Origin of the sequence: Arthrobacter sp. ISL-28 (genome assembly GCF_018613875.1) — a bacterium.
Lineage (GTDB): Bacteria > Actinomycetota > Actinomycetes > Actinomycetales > Micrococcaceae > Arthrobacter.
The window spans coordinates 1-20084 of sequence record NZ_JAGGPJ010000020.1; the positions used below are offsets into that span (position 1 = coordinate 1).

Genomic DNA, 20084 nt, shown 5'->3' on the forward strand with positions numbered 1-20084 from the left:
TGTGGACACCCCAGTACGCGCTCGCCGGGACATCCCGGTCGCCGAGCAGATCATGCTCGGAACGGACGTCGGGTTTGTTTTCGATGATGGTCACGGGGGTCCTCACAGGGCGTTGGTGGCTTGGACCGGGATGAAGCCGGCAGCGGGAAATTCTGTGGCTGTCAGGACACCAACCGGGCGGCCCCCTCCCAGCACTGGAGCGGTGGCGATGCCCGCGAGCGGTGCGGTGTCGACGTCGAGCGCTTCCAGCGCGCGCACGGTGACGGGCATACGGGCGCGGTCGCCGCCGTCGGAAATCTTGAGGGCGATGGCGCGGCCGTCCGGCAGGCCGACCACCTGGATGCCCTCAAAGCCGTCCTTGGCTAGCAGGCCCGGCATCAGCCGCATGAGCTCGGTGACGTCGCGGCCTTCGCCCGCCACCATTTCCGGGTGCTTCCGCATGGCATGCGCGACGACGGCTTCCGGGCTTCCGGGAGCGGACGCGCCATCCGGCAGTTCCGCCGAGGCGAGCCGGCCGAACGCCCGGGCCATGCCGGCGAGGGTCAGTGCGAAAAGCGGGGTGCCGCAGCCGTCGGTGCTGATGCCGGATGGTTCCTCGCCGGTCAGCTCCGTCACGGTCTCCGCGACGAGCTTCTGCAGCGGGTGCCGGGGGTCGAGGTAGCCCTGAACGGACCAGCCGTTGATCAGGCACGTGGCTGCCATGGCTGCGTGCTTTCCTGAGCAGTTCTGGGTGATCTGGGTGGGCAGGCCGCCGTCGCGCAGCCATTCCTCGCGCTCACTGACTCCATAAGGAAGGTCGCTGCTGTTTTCCAGCGCGGCGGCTGTAAGCCCGTGGAGCTGCAGGATCCGGTCGGCGCCGTCGCGGTGCACGGCCGCTCCGGAGTGGCTTGCGGCGGTGAGGGCCAGCAGGTCGGCAGGGAGGTTAAGGCCGGCGCGCACCATGGCTACGGCCTGCAGGGGCTTGAGCGAGGACCGCGGGTAGAAGGCCACGTGGGGCTCGCCGACGGAAAGGATGGTGCTGCCGTCCGGCGTGGTGGCGATCAGGGAGCCGTAGTGGACACTTTCCACGAGGCCGTCGCGGGTCTGGAAGGCGAGCGGTTCGTGCCGGGGCAGGGGCTTAAGTGCGGCGGCAGGCGCGGAGAACCGGAGGCTTGCCGGAATGGCAGGGGAGGGCATGGAGTCCTTGGGCTGTTGGGTGGAACTGGTTACTGGTTAAGGATGGAGTCGAGGGCTTCGCCGACAGCGCGGAGATGCTCACTCATGGCTGCGCTGGCATCCGCGGCGGAGCCGGCTTCGATGGCGTCGAGGATGCGCTGGTGTTCGACGTCGGAAGCGTGCTGGCGGTCCGTCACGAGGTTCAGCGTTTCAGACTGGTGGGTCAGGGCGTCGCGGATGTCGGCCACCACGCTTTCGAAGACCTTGTTACCGCTTGCCCTGGCAATGGCGGCGTGGAAGCCGGAATCGAGCACTACCCATGCCTCGGGATCCGTCTCGACTGTCATGGACGCCACCATGGAGCGCAAGATGTCCAGATCCTCGGCGGTCCGGCGTTCGGCGGCGAGGCCGGCAGCCGGGACTTCGATGTGGGGCCGGGCTTCGGTGAGGTCCCGGGCCGAGAACTGGCCCAGGACGAGGTCGTTGGCCACGTGGTCGGAGACGACGAAGGTCCCCCGTCCCGTCCGGGTCACGGTCAGGCCGAGAGCGTTGCAGGAGCGGAGAGCCTCACGGATCACCGAGCGGCTTACGCCGTACTGCTGGGCAAGACCGGCTTCGGAGTTGAGCTTGGTGCCGACGGCCACCTTGCCGCCCTCGATGTCGCCGCGGATGGCGTTGAACACAGCTTCGGCGGCGCTGAGGCGCGCAAGCGGCGAAGGAGCTGTTCCTTGCTGTCCGGCTGTCCGGCTGTCTGACAGGTTCACGCTTAAAATATGGCACGGGTCACAGAATGTGTCAATTCGGGCGAACGAGGTCGGGGATGACCTTTCCGTGAGTCGGCTGCCAGGCCCTACCTTCTGCCGCCACTGCCCGATACCCTCCTGCCATGGATGAATATTCAGAGGAACTTGTCAACCTTGCATTCATGGCGTTGGATCACGCCATCGATTCCGTCGTCTCATCGGGTGTCGACCTCGTGCCATTTGTTATTCGAGAGAAAGGCGATCAACGGCACCTGCAGCGTTACGTCGCGGGCCAGCTTCAGGAAAGCGTCGCCGCAGCCAGGCAATCGGTCCGGGACGAGCCCCTTCCTGACCGCATAGCCCTTGCCTGGGACGGTTTCATGACCACCCAGGACGGGCGGCAGGAGGCTGTTTTCGTTGAATCCTACGAACAAGGCACGCCCGCTGGGTTTATTCTGGCCCAGCGATATCAGCGAGCCGGGTTCCTCAAGAAAAAGCGGGAATCACTGGGGAACCCGGCGCTGGTAGAGAAGAACACTGCGCCGCTCTTTTGATTGCTGGCACTGGCCAGGAGTTCACTGCGCTTCATATCCATTCGGCACGTTCGTGCCGATTTGACCCTTTTCATGTCTATGAAGTGGGTTTAGGCTGAAAGGTATCAGCATTCGGTACGAACGTGCCTATAAGGGGGCTCCCATTTGGCTACCAATTTTCCACGGATGCTTGCGGCAGAAGTCCGTGCCCGCCGGACCGCGCTCCGGCTGAGCCAGCAGGACCTCGCCGACATGGCCGGAGTCTCCGAACGCTTTGTACGTTTCGTGGAGCAAGGCAAGCCGAGCGTCCAACTCGATTCCCTGTTGGCGGTCCTGGAGACACTGGGACTTGAACTGCATGTTGCCACCCGCGCCAGGGATGCGGCCCGCGCCCTGCTGCACGGCGGCACTGCTGACACGCCGGAGGAAGCCCGGCCATGAGGCATCGCGTCGCCGACATTTACAAGAGGAGCGTTCTCGCGGCGCGGCTGGAACGGCACGACGGCGGCACCAAGTTCACGTACCTGCCGGCGTACCTGCACTCCGGCGCTCCCGCTGTCGCCAGTTCCCTGCCGCTCACTGCGGAACCCGTACTGTCCGCGGCAGGCGCCGCACCGCCCTACTTCACAGGGCTGCTGCCGGAGGGCCGACGGCTGAATGCGCTTCGCCGATCCATCAAGACCAGCGCGGACGACGACCTGTCACTGCTCATCGCCGCGGGCGGGAATCCTGTGGGCGACGTGCAGATCGTGGGCCACGGCGAGCCACTGGATCCGGAGGATCACGCCGTGGAAGTTGACCCCCGGAAGCCGGTGGACTTCGACGAGCTGCTGGGCGATTCCGGCCTGATCGATCCCGTGGCGCTCGCGGGCGTGCAGGACAAGCTGTCCGCCGGGATGATCTCGATGCCGGTGGCCAGCGCCGGGAGGCGGTTCATCCTCAAGCTCAACGCGCCCGAATTCCCGCACGTCGTGGAGAACGAGTTCATCATGTTCCGCTACGCCGCCAAGCTCCGGATCCCGCTGAGCCGGGTGCAGCTCATGCGGGATGTCGCCGGCCGGCCGGGGCTTCTGGTGGAGCGCTTCGACCGGGTGCCGAACACTGCTGTCGGCCCGGACGGCGTACAGCGTTTGGCCGTTGAAGACGGTGCCCAGGTGCTGAAGCTGTACCCGGCGGATAAGTACAACGTGGGGTTCGGGACGGTGTGCCACGCCTTGGTGGAGTACTGTGCGGCGCCACTGCCTGCGCTGCGGAACCTGGTCATCCAGGCGGCGTTCGCGTGGTTAAGCGGCAACGGCGACCTGCACGCCAAGAACGTGTCCATGGTCCAGCTACCGACGGGGGAGTGGTCCATTGCCCCCGTCTACGACATCCCCTCCACAGTGGTCTACGGCGACAAAACCCTGGCCCTGACGCTCGGCGGCAAGCGCAGCGGGATCTCGCGGAAGCATTTCCTGGGCTGGGCCACGGGGCTCGGGCTGACCGAGCGCGCGGCCGTCCAGGCAGTGGAGCTGGCGCTGAAAGCGGCAGGCCCGCTGCTCGCGGACGTGGAGGCGGGGACGGCCTTTGCGTCAACGAACGACGACGGCGCCTCGCCGTTTCCGGACATGGTCACCAGGGCGTGGGTCAAGGAGCTTAAACACCGGCGGAGGCTGCTGGAAGGATAAGCCGGCACCGGAAGTGACGTCCCGCCGTCGGGCCGCTGACGGAGACGGGCCTTTGCGCTGACGGTGACGGGCCTTTGTTGGTGCGGAATTCGCCTCAGTCGGTACGGAACTAGAGGTGCTGGATGCCCGCTCGCTGCATGGCGTCCTTGTAGATGTCCACGCTCTTGGTCAGGAGCTCTTCCTGCTTGGCCTCGGAAACAGCGAAGGCCCGCCCGCCGAGCGCGCTGGCCTTGTAGATTTTGATGCCGTTGTTCTTCAGTGAGGAGTGGTACGTCTTCTCGAAGAGGGTCAGGAATGTGGAAGCGTCGGTGCCGTGGGCGATGATGGCCGAGACCCGTTTGTTGATCTTCAGGAACTGGCGGAAGGGCCGCAGTCCGTCTGTCTTTTCCTGGACGTTGAGCGCGGACGGCATGTCCGGATCCCGCACCCAGGGGTAGGCGTTCCATGGCATGACATACCTGGGGTCCAGCTCGGCCAGCCCGTAAATCTGGGTGGCACGGCGGGCGGCTTCATCATCGTTGAAATGGGACACAAACCCCGATTCGGTGCCCTTGCCGGGGCTGACATGCAGGCTGACGATTCGGCACTCGTCCTCGTCATGGATCGGATCGATGTAGGGAACGATGGATCCCGGCTTCTTTTCCATGAGTTCGTCGCACAGCTGCGTTACCGCCGCGATGTTCGGTTCTTGTAGCAGGGCCTTTTTTTCGTCCCAGTCAATCGTCACGATCTCTCCCTCAGCAGCACGGCGTCCAGAATCAGGCGTCTTGTTCCACTGTACGCGTTTGGCGGTTTGGGTGCGCGGGGAGTTTAGCCGCAGCAGTGACGACGGCAGGCCACAACACGGATTTTGACCTCGTCGGCCAACTTGACGAACTCCTAGACGAGAGTTGTCTCATAGACAGGAGCTTGGCTGTCGATGGGAGCTTGCTTGTAGATCGCTGGTGCTCGAACATACTCGGACGCGCTCGGACCGCGGGGAGAAAGCTGGCATGTCCGTGTGAGGAAGAATGAGCAGTGCCTCTTGGCCCCCCCCGGGACAGACCTTCCAGATACTCCAAGGAACTCATTGCCAATCACCAAACAAGGGCTGAAGGACGACGGGTTTACCGGGTTCCGGTCGATCGAACAGCTCGAAATCAACCGCATTCCGCAGCGGCCCGGGATTTTCGCGGTGCTCCGCCCTGAAGGGTTTGAGCCGGCCTTTCTGGCCAAGAGCACGGCAGGAGTGTTTAAGAAGAAGGACCCTTCGCTGCGGGCCGAAGCGCTCAATGCTGAGTGGGTGGAGGACGCAGACGTTCTCTACATAGGTAAAGCAGGCCCCGGGAGCAAAGGCAACCGCGGTCTTCGAAGGCAGATCCAGGAGTTTGTCGACTTCGGGAAGGGCAAGCCACCAGGCCACTGGGACGGCCGGCTCATCTGGCAGCTTGCCGGAGCGCAGTCCCTGATCATCGCTTGGAAAGAACTGCCTGCAACCGCGGTGAACCTGGCGGAGGCCAAGTACCACGCGGAATTCCGCGGACTCTACGGCAGGCTTCCCTTTGCCAATCTCGTCCAGGCACGGGTCAAGGGAACCTAGCCTTGGTGACCCGGATCTTGGCCCCGGCTCCTTGAAAATCCGGCCCCTTGAAAATCCGGACCTGCTCATGACACAAGCGAGTTGTGCGTCAACCGTCCGGCCAGGAGCGTCGCAGCAACCGGCATCTCGACAAACACGTTATCGGGCACTGCCAGAGGATCGCCGTCGAGCACCACGATGTCCGCCGGGTCGCCGACCCGGATCCGGCCACGCCCCCGTGTCGAGGCGGCGAGTGCCTCCTCCCGTGTGAGGGCCTGTTCCGGATGCCAGGGGCCGCGACCGTCCATACGGGAGCGCGTCGTCGCAGCCGACATCGCCAGCCACGGATCCAGCGCCGCTACAGGGGCATCGGATCCGAGGGCCAGTGCTGCCCCGGCATCCAGCAGGGAGCGCAGCGGGAAGGCACGGTCAGTGCGGCCGGGCCAGTTGGAATCGGCGGTGTCACGGTCGTCCAAGGCGTGGGCCGGCTGCACGCTGGCGATCAGCCCCAGCTCGCCAAACCGCCCGAAGTCCTCCTTCCGGACAAATTGAGCATGCTCGATGCGCCCGCGGATGCCGGCGGCGGCGAAAGCGTCCAGCGCCACCTGGTTGGCGGCGTCGCCAATGGCGTGGACAGCGGGAACGAACCCCGCCTCCCGCGCCCGCACCAGCAGCGAGAGCAGTTCCCCTTCGCTGACCGTCAGGATGCCTCGACCGCCGTGCGGGTACGGATCCACACAGTAGGCCGTGCGCGTGTTCAGGGAACCGTCAATCAAAACCTTCAGCGGGCCGACCCGCAAAAGGCCGCCGCCGTCGAGCTTCTGCCCGGTCTGCATGCCCGCGGCAGCCGCCCGGTCAAGATGCTCCGGATAAACCCCTGCATCCACCTGGAACGAGTCGAAGCCCTTGGCCATGCGGCGCAGCCAGGCGTCGCGGTTCCAGGTCATCTCGAAATCCACCACGCCCACAATGCCGCGGGCGGCGGCCTCCCGGGCAGCATCCTGAACCCAGGAATCCACAACGTCATCCGGCAACCGGCCCAGTTCGCGTGTCACGGCAAACGCAGCGTCCTCACGGAGCAGGCCGCCGGCGTCCACCTCCACGCCGTACTTCGAGGCCGCAGCGGAGTTCAGCCAGATGCAATGAAGGTCATGGCTGATCAGGGCGGCGGGCATCTGGCCGGTTGCGGCGTCAAACATCTCCAGGCTGGGGGCGTCGGACCACACCGCGTCCCGGAACCCGGTGCCCACGACTGTACGGCCCGTGTCGGCGCCACCCAGACGGGAACGCACCGCCTCAACGGCCTCCCGTGCCGACCCAGCGGAAGACACATCGATCCGGTTGGCGGCGAGGGCCCATTGCGTCATGTGGACGTGTTCGTCCCACAGCCCGGGAATGATGTATCTGCCCTCCAGATCGAGCACCCGGGCATGCGGCTGTTCATCCCCGGCAGTGATCCGCGAAACGACACCATCCCGGATGTGGATGTTTGACGGCGCCAGGTCTCCGGGCTGCCTGGCAGCCGCCAGCACGATGTCGGGCGCGAGAGGATCCACAGCATCAGGAAACATACGAACAGGCTAGGGGCGAATCGGGCGAAGGCAACAATCCACGGTGGGCTGCCGAAATATCCGAAGGGTCGGCCTCTTCCCAGCGACAGTCCAAGGGTGCATTCTGGACGTGACGCGGTCCCCGACAATGAAGTCCGGGGGAGGGGCCGCCGTCAGCTAAACGTCGCGGTCCCGGCAAGATTGGGGAAGGGCATGACGGACCGGGCGTTTCCCGCCAGCTTGGAACGGCAGGAGATCACGGCCACATGACCATACTCACGAACCCGCTCCGGATTCTCCAGCCAGCGGCGTTGCCGGGCAGGGAGCTGTGAGGACATGGACCGCATGGCCATGCACCACCGGCTGAAAGTCCATGTCCACATCGAAGCCAACATGGAAACCGCCCTCATCGAAGTGCGTGGAATGCTGACGGTCGCCAATATCCGGGCGCTAAACGTCATAGCCCGCAGGACCGGTGCTCTGTTGCCCGGCCGCGAAATCGTCATCGACCTGACCCGGGCACGTGCTGTCTCAGAGGCCATCACGGCCCTCCACGATCCCGCCCAGCTCACGGAGCTGACCGGCGAAGGCAAATCGGCGAAGCCATGCCGCCTCCGCATCGTGGATCCGCCGCCGATTTCGCTCACCCACTCCCACGGCGTCCACGCGCAAGACCCCCACTCCCGCCCGGCCCGGCTCCGCAGCACCAAATCCAAGGAGCACGCATGAAAACCGGGCGCGTGGTGATGCTCGTCCTGGGCACGCTCGCGGCGCTGCTGGGTCTGGGGCTGCTCGCCGGCGCAGCTGGAGTCGGATGGCTCAACTTCCAGCAGCGCGACGAAGGCTACTTCACCTCGTCGTTGGAGCGCTTCGAGGCCAGCTCCAACGCCATCACATCTGTGGGACTGGACATCATGGCGGGCGGAAGACTGCCCGACGTCATCCCCTCGGACAGTGCCGGCAGCATCCTCCTTCGCGGCGCCTCTGCGACAGCGGGCAAAGACATCTTCATCGGCATCGCCCCGCAGCAGGACGTCGCCCGCTACCTGGACGGCGTCAGGCACTCCGAGATCCGGGAGCTTGAGCTCCGGCCGTTCAGGGTTGAATACCGCGACGTTCCCGGTATCCGGACTCCGGCCCGCCCCAGCGCCCAGAATTTTTGGGCAGCTTCCGCCGCAGGCGCCGGCACCCAGGAACTCAGGTGGGACCTGCGGCCCGGCAGCTGGGCGATCGTGGTCATGAACGCCGACGCCAGCGCCCCCGTGGCGGCGGATCTTCAGGGCGGCATCCGCTCGGACCTGCTCTGGCCCCTCTTCCTGGCGCTGCTGATCGGCGGCCTCGTCCTGCTTGCCATCGGGGTTCCCTTGATCGTGGCAGGCGCCATGGGTCTCGGCCGGCAGAGACCACTGCCGGAACGTCCGACGGCGGGACCTGCCGCCGCTCTCACCGGCACCGCCGCGACACTTGGCGGCGCGGGGCCAGTTGCGGGCGGAACGCCGTCGCCCGCCGCCGTCGGGCTCTTTTCAAACTCGCCGTACCCGGCCCACCTCAGCGGGCAACTGGATCCCGCGGTGTCGCGCTGGATGTGGCTGGTCAAGTGGTTGCTGGCAATCCCGCACATTATCGTCCTGTTCTTCCTGTGGTTTGCCCTGATCGTCACCAGCATCGTGGCGTGGTTCGCCATCCTGTTCACCGCCCGCTACCCGCAGTCACTTTTCAACTTCAACGTCGGCGTGCTGCGCTGGAGTTGGCGGGTGTCCTTCTATGCCTTCTCCGCCCTCGGCACGGACCGCTACCCGCCCTTCACCCTGGCCCGAACGGACTATCCGGCCGACTTCGACGTCGACTACCCCGAGCACCTCTCGCGCGGCCTGGTCCTGGTGAAGTCCTGGCTGCTGGCCATCCCGCACCTGCTGATCGTCGGCGTGCTCGCCGGCAGCTCCCGCGTCTGGGTTGCCGCCGAGGATGAATTTGCGGGCGGCGCTGCCCGTTACGCGGCCGGTGGCGGGCTCTCGCTGATCGCGCTCCTGGTCCTCATCGCCGGCGCCATCCTGCTCTTCACCGGCAGATACCTTCGGAGCCTGTTCGACCTGCTGCTCGGCCTGAACCGCTGGGTCTACCGCGTGACGGCGTACGTGGCGCTCATGCGGGACGAGTATCCGCCGTTCCGCCTCGACTTGGGCCCGGCCGATCCCGGTCAAAACCAGCCCCTCAACCAACCGAAAGGCCAATCATGAAACTCACCGTCCACACGTTCGTGACCCTTGACAACGTCATGCAGGGCCCCGGAGGCAGGGAAGAGGACACCAGCGGCGGTTTTGAATTCGGCGGCTGGCTGGTCCCGTACGTGGACGACGACTTTGGCCGCCTCGTCGACGCCTGGTTCGCCGAGGCCGATGCGATCCTGCTTGGCCGCACGACGTACGAAATGTTTCAGCCCTACTGGGAGCAGGTCACCGATCCAGGGGACGCCGTGGCCGCCGCCCTCAACTCGCTGCCCAAGTACGTGGTTTCCAACACCATCAGCAACCCGACATGGACCAACACCAGCGTCCTTTCCGGCAATTTCCTCGAGGCGATCGATGACCTGAAGTCCGGCCCTGGCCGGGAACTCCAGGTGCACGGCAGCCATCAGTTGGCCCGCGCCCTGCATGACGCCGGCCTGGTGGATGAATACCGGGTCATCGTCTTTCCCCTGGTGCTCGGCCAGGGCAAGCGGCTCTTCGACAACGGAGCCGTGCCGTCCGCGTTCACTCTGGCGGGGAGCAAGACGACGGCGGCAGGAGCCGTGCATCTCACGCTCTTGCCCACCGCCTTCGGTGCCGGGGAGCTGGAAGTAGGGGAGTTCGAAGTGCGGGAGGGGCGGGAACAGATCAAGGAGTGACCCGGACTAGCTTGGGCCCCGCAACCGTTCCATCTCGCGCCGGTCCTTCTTGGTGGGCCGCCCCGCTCCGCGGTCACGCTGCGGCAGCCCGAGCGCCGGTGCCACGGGCCGGGGTGGCGTGTGGTCGGTGAAGCAGTGCGACGCCGCCTCGGCACCGACACGCTTGGCAATCAGCCGGCGCACTTCGAGGATGCGCTCGTACCCCGGCTGGCGGACGCGGACGGTGTCGCCAGGCACCACCGATTGTGAGGCCTTGGCCGGGTTTCCGTTGAGGCGGACATGCCCCGCACGGCATGCTGCAGTGGCCGCGGAGCGCGTCTTATAAGCGCGGATCGCCCACAGCCAGGCATCAACGCGGACCGTCGCAGGGGCTGAAGGAAGGCTGCTCATGACTGCTGCCGAGTATAGCGGGGTGCGCCGCCTTTAGCAGAGCGGTGCAACAGCGCCCCGACCGAGGTGCCGCCCGGCAGCAGCCCCGCTAGCCTTTAGCGTCCGAGACCGCCGAACTCACCGCCGTCGGGCTGTCATATTCCTTGTCTGGAATGTTTCCAAGCGCGTCCAGGACGTTGCTGTCCGCACCGGAGTCCTTGGCGTGGGAGAGGAGTGTTTCCCGGGTTGCCGGGTAGTCCACTCCGCCAAGGAATTTCTGGATCTGGATCGGGTTAGGTGCATCGGCCATGTCAGTACCTTTCACTTGTCAACTGCTCTGGTGTCTCTTTCGTCTGGTTCTGCCAGCACTATGTCGCGGGCCTCCACCCGGCGGTCGGTCACTGTGGTGGGGGATTCGAGGTGGACGGCTCCGGTGGGCAGGATCCCGGCGCCCCCGGCCATCTCCATCACCCGCCACTGGGCCACCACGTCTTCACCGCAGTGCTCCGTCGGCAGCTGTGTCCAGAAGCGGAATGCGCCCGCGTCGTCAAGGACCTGGCGGCGGTAGAGGGTGCAGCCGCCCAGCCAGGCGATCTTGTAGGGAATCCACGTCCCCGCTTCCAGTCCCAGCTCGGCGCTCAGATGGCTGAGATTGGCAGCGCTGTGCAGGGGCCAGCGATGAAAGGCCGGTTTGTCCGGCCGGATACGTTCAGGCGTCACCGGTCCTTCCCAGGGCTCGAAGGCCGTGGTCTGCTCCGGCCTGCGGTCGTCGAGGTAGGAGAGCCCCTGAGGAGCCATCCCCACGAAGCCGCAGCCGAGCTCGTCCAGCGCATCGTTCATCCTGCCCAGCGCTCCGGGCTCCAGCCACACGTCGTCGTCCAGGTAAAGCACCTTCTCGGCGCGTGCCTGTTCAAAGAGGAACTGCCGGTGTTCGGCGATGCCGCGCCGCGGTAGGTGGCGTAGCAGATCAACCGCCCCGCCCTGTGCCCTGAGTACGCGCAGGATGGCGGCCACCGTCGCATTGTCCCAGGGGGCCGGTCCGTCCGACTGGTCGCTGACCACCAGCCGGAAGACCGGTGATGCCTGGGCGGCGAGGCCGGCGAGCGTGACGGCCAGTTCGGCGGGCCTGTTGCAGGTAGGGATGAGGACATCCAGGGCTGCGTCCTCCATGATCCGCCCGGAGGCCCAATCGGCGGACATAGTGCGATTCATGGTTCACCGCCTTCCGGATGGAGGCCAGCTTTGTCCGTACAGTGCATAGCTTCATGTACCCAGCCGGCGAAGCACTAAACAGTCCAAGCGGACGAGGCCAGCGGTGAGCAGACAGTCCGGCCGGTAAGTCCACCCGGGACGGGGCGGTTCAATGTGGCCCTGGACGCCAAGGAAAAGGCTGCCTAGGCCACCAAGTTGTCGGCGGCGGTGTCCATGTGTTCCCGGATCGTTTTGCGGGCCAGTGAGGCGTCGCCGGTTTCGATGGCGGCCACGATGTCATGGTGCCGGTCCACGCTCATGTTCTTGACGCCTTTTTCCAGCCCGGCGAACATGATTGACATCCGGATGGAACCCTCAAGTGACTCCCACGAATGGAGCAGCGTCTCATTGCCGGTGAGGCGGCACATCGTGCGGTGGAACTCCATATCGGATTCGATCTGCTCCTCCAGCGTGCCTTTCGTTGCCGCCGTCATGGTGTCGATGGCGGCGCGCAGGGTGGAAATAACGTGCTGCCGGTCCGGCAGTTCGCACAGCGTCCGTGCGGCCAATGATTCCAGTGCGGCCCGCACAGAGTAGATGTCGCGGATTTCCTTCGCGTCCAGATGGCGTACGGAGAGGCGGCCGCGGGGCCCGGCGGACAACAGTCCTTCCTGTTCCAGCTGGCGCAGTGCCTCGCGGAGGGTTCCGCGGCTGATCTGCAGCATGTCCGAGAGTTCGGTTTCCACCAGGTGGCGGCCTGGCTCGAGCGCGCCGCTGGTAATAGCGGTGCGCAACGCCGCCACAGCCTGTTCGCGGAGGCTTTTCTTTTGCAGTCCCAGCAGTGAAGCGGTTGCTGCGGCCATCGGTACTTCTCCCCAATGTCAGTGGTCGACTGTTTACAGCCGATGTGTTAACTGTTGATGTTACGTCAGAAAGCGCGGGACCGGTATCTACCGGCCCCGCGCTTTCTGCCATATATCTTCCTGGTCTGATGTGGAGCTAGCCGAGCTGGGCCAGGACCTTCGCCACGATCCGCTGGACTGTGAGCCCGTAGCGCTCGTGCAGTGTGGGCAGTGCCCCGGCGTCCAGGAACTCGTCAGGCAGCGCTACCGGCACCACCTGCTTGGCGATCCCGGCCGTGACTACTGCGGACGCCACAGTTTCGAACAGCCCGCCCACCACGCTGTGGTTTTCCAGGGTCACGGCGAGCCGGTCCGTGTTGATTTCCGCGAGGACGGTCGCGGCGTCGAACGGCTTGATGGTGGGCGTGTGGACGACGGCGACATCCACGTTCTGCGCCGCCAGCGCCTTGGCGGCCTGCAGGGCGCGCATGGTCATCAGCCCGCTGGAGACGAACACGACGTCGTTGCCCCCGCGCAGGACCTTCGCCTTGCCGAGCTCGAACGTGTAGCCGTACTCGTCCAGCACCGCGGGAACGTTGCCGCGCAGCAGCCTCAGGTAGGTGGGACCGTCGCTGGCTGCGAGCTGGGGGACCGCCTGTTCGATGTCGATCGAGTCGCAGGGGTCCACGATGGTCAGGTTGGGCATGCCGCGGAAGATCGCCATGTCCTCAGTGGCCTGGTGGCTTGGCCCGTATCCGGTGGTGAGCCCGGGCAGCCCGCCCACGATATTCACGTTCAGGTTGGGCTCCGCGCTGTCCAGGCAAAGGAAGTCATAAGCGCGCCGGGCCGCAAACACCGAATACGTTGAGGCGAACGGCACCAGACCGGTCTCCGCCAGTCCCGCCGCGGCGCCGAAGAGCAGTTGTTCGGCCATGCCCATCTGGAAGAACCGCTCCGGGAAGGCCTGGGCGAAAACGTGCATGTCCGTGTACTTGCCCAGGTCCGCGGTCAGGCCCACGATTTTATCGTTCTCCCGGGCCGCCTTCACCAGGGCGTGCCCGAACGGCGCCGATGCTGTTTTCTGGCCCGGGTCCGCGAACGACGCAATCATGGCGGACGTTTTCAGTTTTGGTGCGGCGGTCTTTGGTGCAGCGGTCGTCGCTGCAGCGGTGGCTGGGGTGGTGGCAATGCTCATCGGGCGGCCCTTCCTTCGAATCCTGCGGTCAGTTGCTCGCGGCACAGCTGCCACTCGTGTTCTTCGATGCGCATGAAGTGCGCCTTCTCGCGGTCTTCCAGCAGGGGCACGCCGCGGCCCACCTTCGTGTCGCACAGGATCACGGAGGGGCGCCCGACGGCAGCGGCCTGGTTCGCTGCGTTGTCGAACGCCGCCAGCAGCGCGGCGACGTCGTTCCCGTCCACCCGCTGGGTATACCAGCCGAAGGCTTCCCACTTTTCCGTGACGGGTTCGGTGCGGAGCACGGTGTCTGTCTTGCCGTCGGCCTGCAGGGCGTTGATATCGACCATCGCCGTCAGGTTGCCGAGCTGGTGGTGGTGGGCCCCCATGGCGGCTTCCCAGGTGGAGCCTTCGTCCAGTTCGCCGTCGGAAAGGAAGTTGTAGACCCGGGCGTCGGACCCCTGGTACCGCAGGCCCAGTGCCATGCCGACGGCGATGGTCAGCCCGTGGCCCAGGGAGCCGCCGGAGATTTCCATCCCGGGGGTGTAGGTGGACATGCCGGACATGGGAAGCCGGGAGTCGTCCGAGCCGTACGTTTCGAGTTCCTCGACCGGAACGACGCCGGCCTCCGCCAGCGCCGCGTAGTGCCCGATTGCGTAGTGGCCGGTGGAGAGCAGGAAGCGGTCCCGCTTCTCCCATTCCGGATCCTCGGCCCGGAAGCGGAGCTGGTCTGCGTAGACGGCCGCGAGCATGTCAGCGGCGCCGAGGGCCTGGCCCACATATCCCTGGCCCTGCACCTCGCCCATGTTCACGGCGTGGTGCCGGATCCGGTACGCCGCGGCAGAGACACTGCCAACGCGTTCTGTCGTGGGAGCCACGTTTTCCTGTGTGGTGCTCATGTGTACTTCTTCCGTGGAGGTCATCAGACGTTCACTGTCTGCGGAGTGCTTTTGGTGGCCTCATCTGCAAGCTGCCGTTCACGCCTGCCCCAGGTTTCCCGGGTGACGATAGCCGCCCAGAGCCCGATGGCTGCGTAGAAGCTGAAGAGGAGCGCAGGGCCCATCCAGCCCAGGGAAACGAACAGGAGCGTGGTGATGAAGGGCGTGAAGCCGGAGACCATCGCGGAGACCTGGTAGGCGAGTGAGGCTCCGGACGAGCGGGTCTTGGCCTGGAACAGCTCCGGGAACCATGGGCCCTGCGCCCCGGCCAGGGAGTTCTGGCAGACCGCGTACGAGATAACGATGGTGGCGATGACGAAAATGAACATTCCGGTGTTCACCAGGAGGAACATCGGGATGCCGAACAGCGCGGCGAAGGCGCAGGACCAGACGTAAAGGGGCCGGCGGCCGATCCTGTCTGTCAGCCGGGCCCAGGCCATGGTGGCGAAAATGCCGATCGCCGACGCGATGCAGAGGGCAACGAGGGTCTGGGCCTTGTCAGCCAGCTGCTGGGTGTGAAGGTAGGAAATCATGTAGGTGATCGATACGGCGTAGCCGGCAGTTTCCGCGATGCGGAGGCCGATGCCGCGCACGATGCTGCGCCAGTCCGTCTTGATGACCTCGATGATGGGGGACTTAACGATGGAGCCGCTTTCCTTGACCTCGTCGAATACCGGCGATTCCGGGACCTTGGAGCGGATGATCAGGCCGACAGCGACGAGGACGATGCTGGCCAGGAACGGAACGCGCCACGCGAGTTCGCCGCCCAGGTTCACGCTCACGAGGAAGACGAGGTTCGCCAAGAGGAGACCAACAGGGAAGCCGGCCTGCACCATGCCGGTGTACTTGCCCTTGGATTTCCAGGGCGCATGTTCGTAGCTCATCAGGATGGCGCCGCCCCATTCAGCGCCGAACGCCAGGCCCTGAACGATCCGGACAAACACCAGCAGGGCAGGAGCCAGCAGGCCCACCTGCTCGTAGGTGGGCAGGAGTCCGATGAGGAACGTGGCCACGCCCATGAGGATCAGTGAGGCGACCAGCACGGGCTTGCGGCCCACCTTGTCCCCGAGGTGTCCGCCGATGACGCCGCCGATCGGACGGGCGGCGAAGCCGACGCCGAGGGTGGCGAAGGCCGCCAGCGTTCCGGTCACGGGATCCCCGGTAGGAAAGAAGGCCGTACCGAAGTACAGGGCAGCGGCGGTGCCGAAGCCGATGAAGTCATAGGTCTCAATGACCGCGCCAACACCGGAGCCGATGGCGACGCGCTTTGCGTCCTTTGTGCCATGGACGTGGCCCCGCATTTTCAGAGCTTCTTTGCTCATGAAGAGTTTCCTTTCGAAGAGCGCTGAAAGCCTTGCCTCAGCGATGTCGACTGTTAACAGGTGATATGCCAGTGTGACCTGCATCATGAGCTGCTGTCAACGGTCAACTTCAGAGGTTGACTGTTAACAGTGGCGCCAACTACTGTGGTCCTCATCACTACCGCCTGCAATGCACGACCAGAGGATCAACGACGATGTTCCACTCCCGGCTCGGGTGCTCATCCATCAGCTTCCGCCACGAGGACTTGCCCGCCGCGCTCCGCACCATCACCAGGCTTGGCTTTGATGAAATCGATCTCGGCGCCCTCCCCGGCGTCTGCGACCACGTCCCGTATGAGCTCGATGCGGAGGCCGTCAACGCCGTGACAGCGGAAGTCACCGCCTGCGGTCTCCGCACCCGGTCCGTCAACGGCGACATCGGAGATCTGAATGCGGTGCTCGACGACGGCCGGCAGGCAGCACGCGATCGGCACCTTGACGCACTGCTCACCCTGGCGGCCAACACCGGGGCGAAAGCCCTGGTCCTTCCCTGTGGCGCACTCAGCCATGATCCGGTCCGGAGTGTTGACGAGGATCTGGACACGATCGCGGCGCAGCTGATCCGGGCCGGGCAGCGCGCAGGTGAGTTCGGCGTCCAACTCTGGACCGAGTCCCTGCACTTCCTCCGATTCTGCTGGAACCTGGAGCGCGCGGAACTGCTGTCCAGGCGGCTGGAAGGGACCGGCGTCGGCATCGTGATGGACTTCAGCCATATCGTGGCGGCCGGCGAGGACCCGCTGGAGTACATCGAACGCCACCAGGGCCTGATCGCCCATGTCCACCTGCGGGATGCCGTTCCCGGAAACATCAACCTCAGCATCGGCAACGGGCAGGCGGACTTCGCCGCCGGACTGCGCTCACTGGCAGCGCACGGCTATACCGGCCACTTCTCCCTCGAACTTGAGACCCGGGACGTCACCAATGACGAACGCCCGGCTGCCGCAGCCAAAGCGGCCAGCTTCCTTACCGACTTCATCTGACCACCTCAAAAAACCATCAAGGAGCATCATGACCACCACCATTCAGCGCACTGCCGTCCTCACCGGGGCCACTTCGGACCGGGGCATCGGCATCACCACCGCACGCCGCTACGCCAGTGAGGGCTGGGCCGTGGTGATTCTGGATCTTGACGGCGAGAAGTCTGCCAAGGTCGCAGCGGAAATCGGCAATGAATTCAACGTGCCGGCCTTCGGCTATGAGATCGACGTGGCCAGCGAAGATTCCGTCACGGCCGCCTACAAGGCGGTGGCAGCCGAAGTCAGCGCCGGCACCCTTCCGGCCGTGGGCGCCCTGGCCAACATCGCCGGCATCACCTCGCCGGTGCCCTTCCTGGAAACCACGCTGGAACTGTGGAACAAGGTCATGGCCGTGAACTCCACCGGCACCTACCTCGTGACCAAGGCCTTCCTGCCGGACATGATCGCCAGCGGCTGGGGCCGGATCGTGAACATGTCCTCCGTCTCCGCCCAGCGCGGCGGCGGTGTCTTCGGCAAGGTTCCGTACTCCGCCGCGAAGGCAGCCATCCTTGGTTTCACCAAGGCCCTGGCGCGTGAAATCGGTGCCACCGGCGTGACCGTCAACGCCATCACCCCCGGTGCCGTGGACACGAACATCCGGGTGGGCAGCACGGAGGAGCAGGAGGCCGCCATCAACGCTGGCATTCCCCTCGGACGCAACGCCACCACCGAGGAGATCGCCGCCGTCATCACCTTCCTCTCCTCGGAGGAGTCGGCCTACCTCACGGGAACCACCATCGACATCAACGGTGGAAGCCACATCCACTAGTGGCTACTCCACCGTGACCTTCACCCGCTGGACCACGTTGTTGCCCATGCCCTGGTAATTCCAGTGCTGCTCGAGTGGCTGGATGGCGCCGGTGGCGTCAGTGGCCCGGCAGATCAGTTCGTGCTCGCCGGCATCGGCCACCCACGGAACACTCCAGCCGCGCCAGGCAAAGGCGCCGGCAGGTGTGTCCAGCTGCGCGGGTATCCATTTGCCGTCGATTCCGACGTTCACGCCCGTCACGGCGCCTTCGCCCGACCAGGCGCGGCCGCGCAGCGTCACCGGGCCGCGGGGGAGGACCCGCCGCCGCGTGTAGAAGTCGGGAATGCCCGGGGGGATCATCAGCGAGCGAACCCTAATCCGCGAAACCGGTGTGCCGGCGTCGTCCGCGTTGTGCTGGTAGCGGTACGCGACCTCCTGCTGGAAGCCGTGGAACGGCCGGGTCACCACCTGGATGGACTGCAGCCATTTGACGCTTGTCATGCCGTACCAGCCGGGAACCACGAGCCGCAGCGGGTAGCCGTGCTGGGGCGGCAGCTCGCTGCCGTTCATCTTGTAGGCGAGCACGACGTCGCCGCGCATCGCTTCCGCGATCGGCAGGCTCCGCGCGTACTGGTGCCGGATGCCGGCCTGGATCCCCTCATCCAGCCCGGTGAATACGACTTCGACGGCTTCGGGCTCCACTCCGGCCTGCGCGAGGACATAGGCCAGTGGAACACCCGTCCACAATGCTGTTCCGACGGCTTCGAGCGTCCACGGCTGGCTCAGCGGCCTCGGTTTGAGCAGGGAGCGCCCGTTGCCGGCACACTCCAAGGTCACCGGGAGGCTGATCGCCGGGTCTTTCTTCAGCGCTGCGAGGCTCAGCTCGAGTGCCCGCTCCACGGCCCCGCCGATCCGCAGGTGCCAAGCCCCGGGGTCGACGTGCGGGATATCAAAGTGCGTCAGGATGTAATGCAGCCCGGGCGGCGTGATGTCCTCCCGGAGCGCCTCCAGAGGCATCGCGTGGTTCCGTGCCGCGAGCTGCAGCTCCTCAGGGGTGAGCGCCTCGTAGGTGGGCTCCCCTGAATGCGGTCTGTGCCGGGCGGACTGGCGGCGTCTGTAGATCAGCTTGGACATGGCATTGCGATTCTGCTCGGTGCTGCGGACGGACGGGCCCCCATTTCTCAGGTTTACGCCGCGCCCGCAGTACCGTCAATGCCGTTTTTGAGCCGCGGGAATTGCCTGGGGACCTAGATCTGCGGCAGCTTCAGGCACTCCTCGAGTCCCATCGGGTCCTGCCCGCCGCTCCTAGGCTTCGCGTGTGGCAGGGGACTTCGTCTGGGCAGGATCACGCTCAGCCAACTCGCCGATGGCGGCATCGATCTTCTTCATCGTCTCCGGCTCAAGTTTGACGCCCGACGCCGCCGCGGTGTCGGCAATCTGCTCCGGACGGGAGGCCCCGATGATGGCGGAAGCCACGTTGGGGTTTTGCAGCACCCAGGCGACCGCCAGCTGCGGCATCGTCAGCCCGGCCTCCTCGGCCACCGGTTTGAGCTCCTGCACACCGGCGAGCACGTCATCGCGCATCCAACGCTGGATCATCTTGGCACCGCCCTTGTCATCGGTGGCACGGCTGCCTTCGGGCAGCGGCTCGCCGGGCAGGTATTTGCCGCTGAGGACGCCCTGGGCCATGGGTGACCACACGATCTGGGAGACGCCGAGTTCTTCCGACGCCGGGACCACCTCTTCCTCGATGACCCGCCACAGCATGGAGTACTGGGGCTGGTTGGAGATCAGCTGGAAGCCCAGGTCCTGGGCGAGCGCGTGCCCGTTCCGGAGCTGTTCGGCGGTCCATTCGCTGACGCCGATGTAGAGCGCCTTGCCCTGCCGCACGATATCCGCGAAGGCCTGCATGGTCTCTTCCAGTGGTGTCTCGAAATCGTAGCGGTGTGCCTGGTACAGGTCCACGTAGTCTGTCTGCAGCCTGGTCAGGGAGCTGTCGATGGACTCCATGATGTGCTTGCGGGACAGGCCCAGGTCGTTCTTGCCTTTCGGCCCGGTGGGACCGTAGACCTTGGTGAATATTTCCAGCGACTGGCGCCGTTCGCCCTTGAGCGCTTCGCCGAGGACCGTCTCCGCGGCGGTGTTGGCGTAGACGTCCGCGGTGTCAAAGGTGCTGATGCCGGCGTCGAGCGCTGCCCGCACGCACTGGGTCGCGACATCGTTTTCCACCTGGGAGCCGTGGGTCAGCCAGTTGCCGAACGTGATTTCCGAGATCTTGAAGCCGCTGTTACCGAGGTATCTGAATTCCATGGGTTTCACGCTAGCGGACATGGTTGCTCAAGGTAAGGGATATTG

22 protein-coding genes are annotated in these 20084 nt (G+C 65.4%); 9 read left to right on the plus strand and 13 right to left on the minus strand.

Features of this window, described 5'->3' with window-relative positions; all coding sequences use genetic code 11:
* Positions 1-102: 102 nt before the first annotated feature.
* Positions 103-1176 carry an asparaginase gene (locus tag J7E80_RS15340; RefSeq protein ID WP_215053042.1) on the minus strand — a complete coding sequence of 358 codons (1074 nt, stop codon included), beginning with the start codon at positions 1174-1176 and terminating at the stop codon, positions 103-105.
* 29 nt (positions 1177-1205) lie between these two features.
* A complete protein-coding gene (locus J7E80_RS15345) occupies positions 1206-1919 on the minus strand; it encodes an FCD domain-containing protein (protein ID WP_215053044.1) in 714 nt (237 codons plus the stop codon).
* 122 nt (positions 1920-2041) lie between these two features.
* Between J7E80_RS15345 and J7E80_RS15350 the strand changes: the two genes are divergently transcribed.
* From J7E80_RS15350 to J7E80_RS15360, 3 genes are all read left to right on the plus strand, one after another.
* Complete coding sequence (locus J7E80_RS15350; RefSeq protein WP_215053046.1) at positions 2042-2452, plus strand: hypothetical protein; 411 nt, start codon at positions 2042-2044, stop codon at positions 2450-2452.
* Positions 2453-2596: 144 nt separating this feature from the next.
* The gene (locus J7E80_RS15355) at positions 2597-2872 is read left to right on the plus strand and encodes a helix-turn-helix transcriptional regulator (RefSeq protein WP_251036946.1); all 276 of its coding nucleotides are present in this window, start codon (positions 2597-2599) and stop codon (positions 2870-2872) included.
* The gene (locus J7E80_RS15360; protein ID WP_215053048.1) at positions 2869-4098 is read left to right on the plus strand and encodes a type II toxin-antitoxin system HipA family toxin; all 1230 of its coding nucleotides are present in this window, start codon (positions 2869-2871) and stop codon (positions 4096-4098) included. The genes J7E80_RS15355 and J7E80_RS15360 overlap by 4 nt, the downstream gene beginning before the upstream one ends.
* 109 nt (positions 4099-4207) lie before the next feature.
* Here J7E80_RS15360 and J7E80_RS15365 read toward each other — a convergent pair whose 3' ends face one another.
* Positions 4208-4825 carry a uracil-DNA glycosylase gene (locus J7E80_RS15365; protein WP_215053050.1) on the minus strand — a complete coding sequence of 206 codons (618 nt, stop codon included), beginning with the start codon at positions 4823-4825 and terminating at the stop codon, positions 4208-4210.
* Positions 4826-5167: 342 nt separating this feature from the next.
* On the opposite strand from J7E80_RS15365, the gene J7E80_RS15370 reads away from it, so the two are divergent.
* A complete protein-coding gene (locus J7E80_RS15370) occupies positions 5168-5677 on the plus strand; it encodes a hypothetical protein (protein WP_215053052.1) in 510 nt (169 codons plus the stop codon).
* Between the two features lie 65 nt (positions 5678-5742).
* On the opposite strand, the gene J7E80_RS15375 is transcribed toward J7E80_RS15370, so the two are convergent.
* Entirely contained in the window at positions 5743-7227 is a 1485-nt protein-coding gene (locus tag J7E80_RS15375) for an amidohydrolase (protein WP_215053054.1), read from the minus strand.
* 315 nt (positions 7228-7542) lie between these two features.
* Between J7E80_RS15375 and J7E80_RS15380 the strand changes: the two genes are divergently transcribed.
* From J7E80_RS15380 to J7E80_RS15390, 3 genes are read left to right on the plus strand one after another with little or no spacing between them, the layout of a single operon-like run.
* The gene (locus tag J7E80_RS15380; protein ID WP_215053056.1) at positions 7543-7935 is read left to right on the plus strand and encodes a hypothetical protein; all 393 of its coding nucleotides are present in this window, start codon (positions 7543-7545) and stop codon (positions 7933-7935) included.
* Positions 7932-9443, plus strand: a complete 1512-nt coding sequence (locus tag J7E80_RS15385; RefSeq protein WP_215053058.1) for a DUF4389 domain-containing protein — start codon at positions 7932-7934, stop codon at positions 9441-9443. The genes J7E80_RS15380 and J7E80_RS15385 overlap by 4 nt, the downstream gene beginning before the upstream one ends.
* Positions 9440-10090: a dihydrofolate reductase family protein gene (locus J7E80_RS15390; protein ID WP_215053060.1), complete on the plus strand. Its 651-nt coding sequence runs from the start codon at positions 9440-9442 to the stop codon at positions 10088-10090. Before J7E80_RS15385 ends, J7E80_RS15390 begins: the two co-directional genes overlap by 4 nt.
* 6 nt (positions 10091-10096) lie before the next feature.
* Here J7E80_RS15390 and J7E80_RS15395 read toward each other — a convergent pair whose 3' ends face one another.
* The 7 genes from J7E80_RS15395 to J7E80_RS15425 form a co-directional block, all read right to left on the minus strand.
* Positions 10097-10480 carry an RNA-binding S4 domain-containing protein gene (locus J7E80_RS15395; RefSeq protein WP_215053062.1) on the minus strand — a complete coding sequence of 128 codons (384 nt, stop codon included), beginning with the start codon at positions 10478-10480 and terminating at the stop codon, positions 10097-10099.
* An 88-nt stretch (positions 10481-10568) separates the two neighbouring features.
* Positions 10569-10769 (minus strand): DUF2795 domain-containing protein, encoded by a 201-nt coding sequence (locus J7E80_RS15400; RefSeq protein WP_215053064.1) that lies wholly within the window; start codon positions 10767-10769, stop codon positions 10569-10571.
* Positions 10770-10780: 11 nt separating this feature from the next.
* A complete protein-coding gene (locus J7E80_RS15405; protein WP_215053066.1) occupies positions 10781-11671 on the minus strand; it encodes a glycosyltransferase family A protein in 891 nt (296 codons plus the stop codon).
* A gap of 182 nt (positions 11672-11853) precedes the next feature.
* Positions 11854-12513: a GntR family transcriptional regulator gene (locus J7E80_RS15410; protein WP_215053068.1), complete on the minus strand. Its 660-nt coding sequence runs from the start codon at positions 12511-12513 to the stop codon at positions 11854-11856.
* Positions 12514-12649: 136 nt separating this feature from the next.
* Positions 12650-13687 (minus strand): transketolase family protein, encoded by a 1038-nt coding sequence (locus J7E80_RS15415; protein WP_215053070.1) that lies wholly within the window; start codon positions 13685-13687, stop codon positions 12650-12652.
* On the minus strand, positions 13684-14565 hold the full coding sequence (locus J7E80_RS15420; RefSeq protein WP_251036947.1) for a transketolase: 882 nt from the start codon (positions 14563-14565) through the stop codon (positions 13684-13686). The genes J7E80_RS15415 and J7E80_RS15420 overlap by 4 nt, the downstream gene beginning before the upstream one ends.
* A gap of 23 nt (positions 14566-14588) precedes the next feature.
* Entirely contained in the window at positions 14589-15926 is a 1338-nt protein-coding gene (locus J7E80_RS15425) for an MFS transporter (protein WP_215053074.1), read from the minus strand.
* 194 nt (positions 15927-16120) lie between these two features.
* Between J7E80_RS15425 and J7E80_RS15430 the strand changes: the two genes are divergently transcribed.
* Complete coding sequence (locus J7E80_RS15430; RefSeq protein ID WP_215053075.1) at positions 16121-16945, plus strand: sugar phosphate isomerase/epimerase; 825 nt, start codon at positions 16121-16123, stop codon at positions 16943-16945.
* 28 nt (positions 16946-16973) lie between these two features.
* A complete protein-coding gene (locus tag J7E80_RS15435; protein ID WP_215053077.1) occupies positions 16974-17750 on the plus strand; it encodes an SDR family NAD(P)-dependent oxidoreductase in 777 nt (258 codons plus the stop codon).
* Between the two features lie 3 nt (positions 17751-17753).
* On the opposite strand, the gene J7E80_RS15440 is transcribed toward J7E80_RS15435, so the two are convergent.
* Positions 17754-18863, minus strand: a complete 1110-nt coding sequence (locus J7E80_RS15440; protein ID WP_215053079.1) for a sulfite oxidase — start codon at positions 18861-18863, stop codon at positions 17754-17756.
* Between the two features lie 171 nt (positions 18864-19034).
* On the minus strand, positions 19035-20039 hold the full coding sequence (locus J7E80_RS15445) for an aldo/keto reductase family protein (protein WP_215053081.1): 1005 nt from the start codon (positions 20037-20039) through the stop codon (positions 19035-19037).
* Positions 20040-20084 lie beyond the last annotated feature (45 nt).

What these genes read in the sequence shown, in the direction of transcription:
- J7E80_RS15340 (WP_215053042.1), bottom strand. Translation starts at nt 1,176, where the DNA reads ATGCCCTCCCCTGCCATTCCGGCAAGCCTCCGGTTCTCCGCGCCTGCC.
- J7E80_RS15350 (WP_215053046.1), top strand. Translation starts at nt 2,042, where the DNA reads ATGGATGAATATTCAGAGGAACTTGTCAACCTTGCATTCATGGCGTTG.
- J7E80_RS15360 (WP_215053048.1), top strand. Translation starts at nt 2,869, where the DNA reads ATGAGGCATCGCGTCGCCGACATTTACAAGAGGAGCGTTCTCGCGGCG.
- J7E80_RS15375 (WP_215053054.1), bottom strand. Translation starts at nt 7,227, where the DNA reads ATGTTTCCTGATGCTGTGGATCCTCTCGCGCCCGACATCGTGCTGGCG.
- J7E80_RS15380 (WP_215053056.1), top strand. Translation starts at nt 7,543, where the DNA reads ATGGACCGCATGGCCATGCACCACCGGCTGAAAGTCCATGTCCACATC.
- J7E80_RS15385 (WP_215053058.1), top strand. Translation starts at nt 7,932, where the DNA reads ATGAAAACCGGGCGCGTGGTGATGCTCGTCCTGGGCACGCTCGCGGCG.
- J7E80_RS15390 (WP_215053060.1), top strand. Translation starts at nt 9,440, where the DNA reads ATGAAACTCACCGTCCACACGTTCGTGACCCTTGACAACGTCATGCAG.
- J7E80_RS15395 (WP_215053062.1), bottom strand. Translation starts at nt 10,480, where the DNA reads ATGAGCAGCCTTCCTTCAGCCCCTGCGACGGTCCGCGTTGATGCCTGG.
- J7E80_RS15400 (WP_215053064.1), bottom strand. Translation starts at nt 10,769, where the DNA reads ATGGCCGATGCACCTAACCCGATCCAGATCCAGAAATTCCTTGGCGGA.
- J7E80_RS15405 (WP_215053066.1), bottom strand. Translation starts at nt 11,671, where the DNA reads ATGAATCGCACTATGTCCGCCGATTGGGCCTCCGGGCGGATCATGGAG.
- J7E80_RS15410 (WP_215053068.1), bottom strand. Translation starts at nt 12,513, where the DNA reads ATGGCCGCAGCAACCGCTTCACTGCTGGGACTGCAAAAGAAAAGCCTC.
- J7E80_RS15415 (WP_215053070.1), bottom strand. Translation starts at nt 13,687, where the DNA reads ATGAGCATTGCCACCACCCCAGCCACCGCTGCAGCGACGACCGCTGCA.
- J7E80_RS15420 (WP_251036947.1), bottom strand. Translation starts at nt 14,565, where the DNA reads ATGAGCACCACACAGGAAAACGTGGCTCCCACGACAGAACGCGTTGGC.
- J7E80_RS15425 (WP_215053074.1), bottom strand. Translation starts at nt 15,926, where the DNA reads ATGAGCAAAGAAGCTCTGAAAATGCGGGGCCACGTCCATGGCACAAAG.
- J7E80_RS15430 (WP_215053075.1), top strand. Translation starts at nt 16,121, where the DNA reads ATGTTCCACTCCCGGCTCGGGTGCTCATCCATCAGCTTCCGCCACGAG.
- J7E80_RS15435 (WP_215053077.1), top strand. Translation starts at nt 16,974, where the DNA reads ATGACCACCACCATTCAGCGCACTGCCGTCCTCACCGGGGCCACTTCG.
- J7E80_RS15440 (WP_215053079.1), bottom strand. Translation starts at nt 18,863, where the DNA reads ATGTCCAAGCTGATCTACAGACGCCGCCAGTCCGCCCGGCACAGACCG.
- J7E80_RS15445 (WP_215053081.1), bottom strand. Translation starts at nt 20,039, where the DNA reads ATGGAATTCAGATACCTCGGTAACAGCGGCTTCAAGATCTCGGAAATC.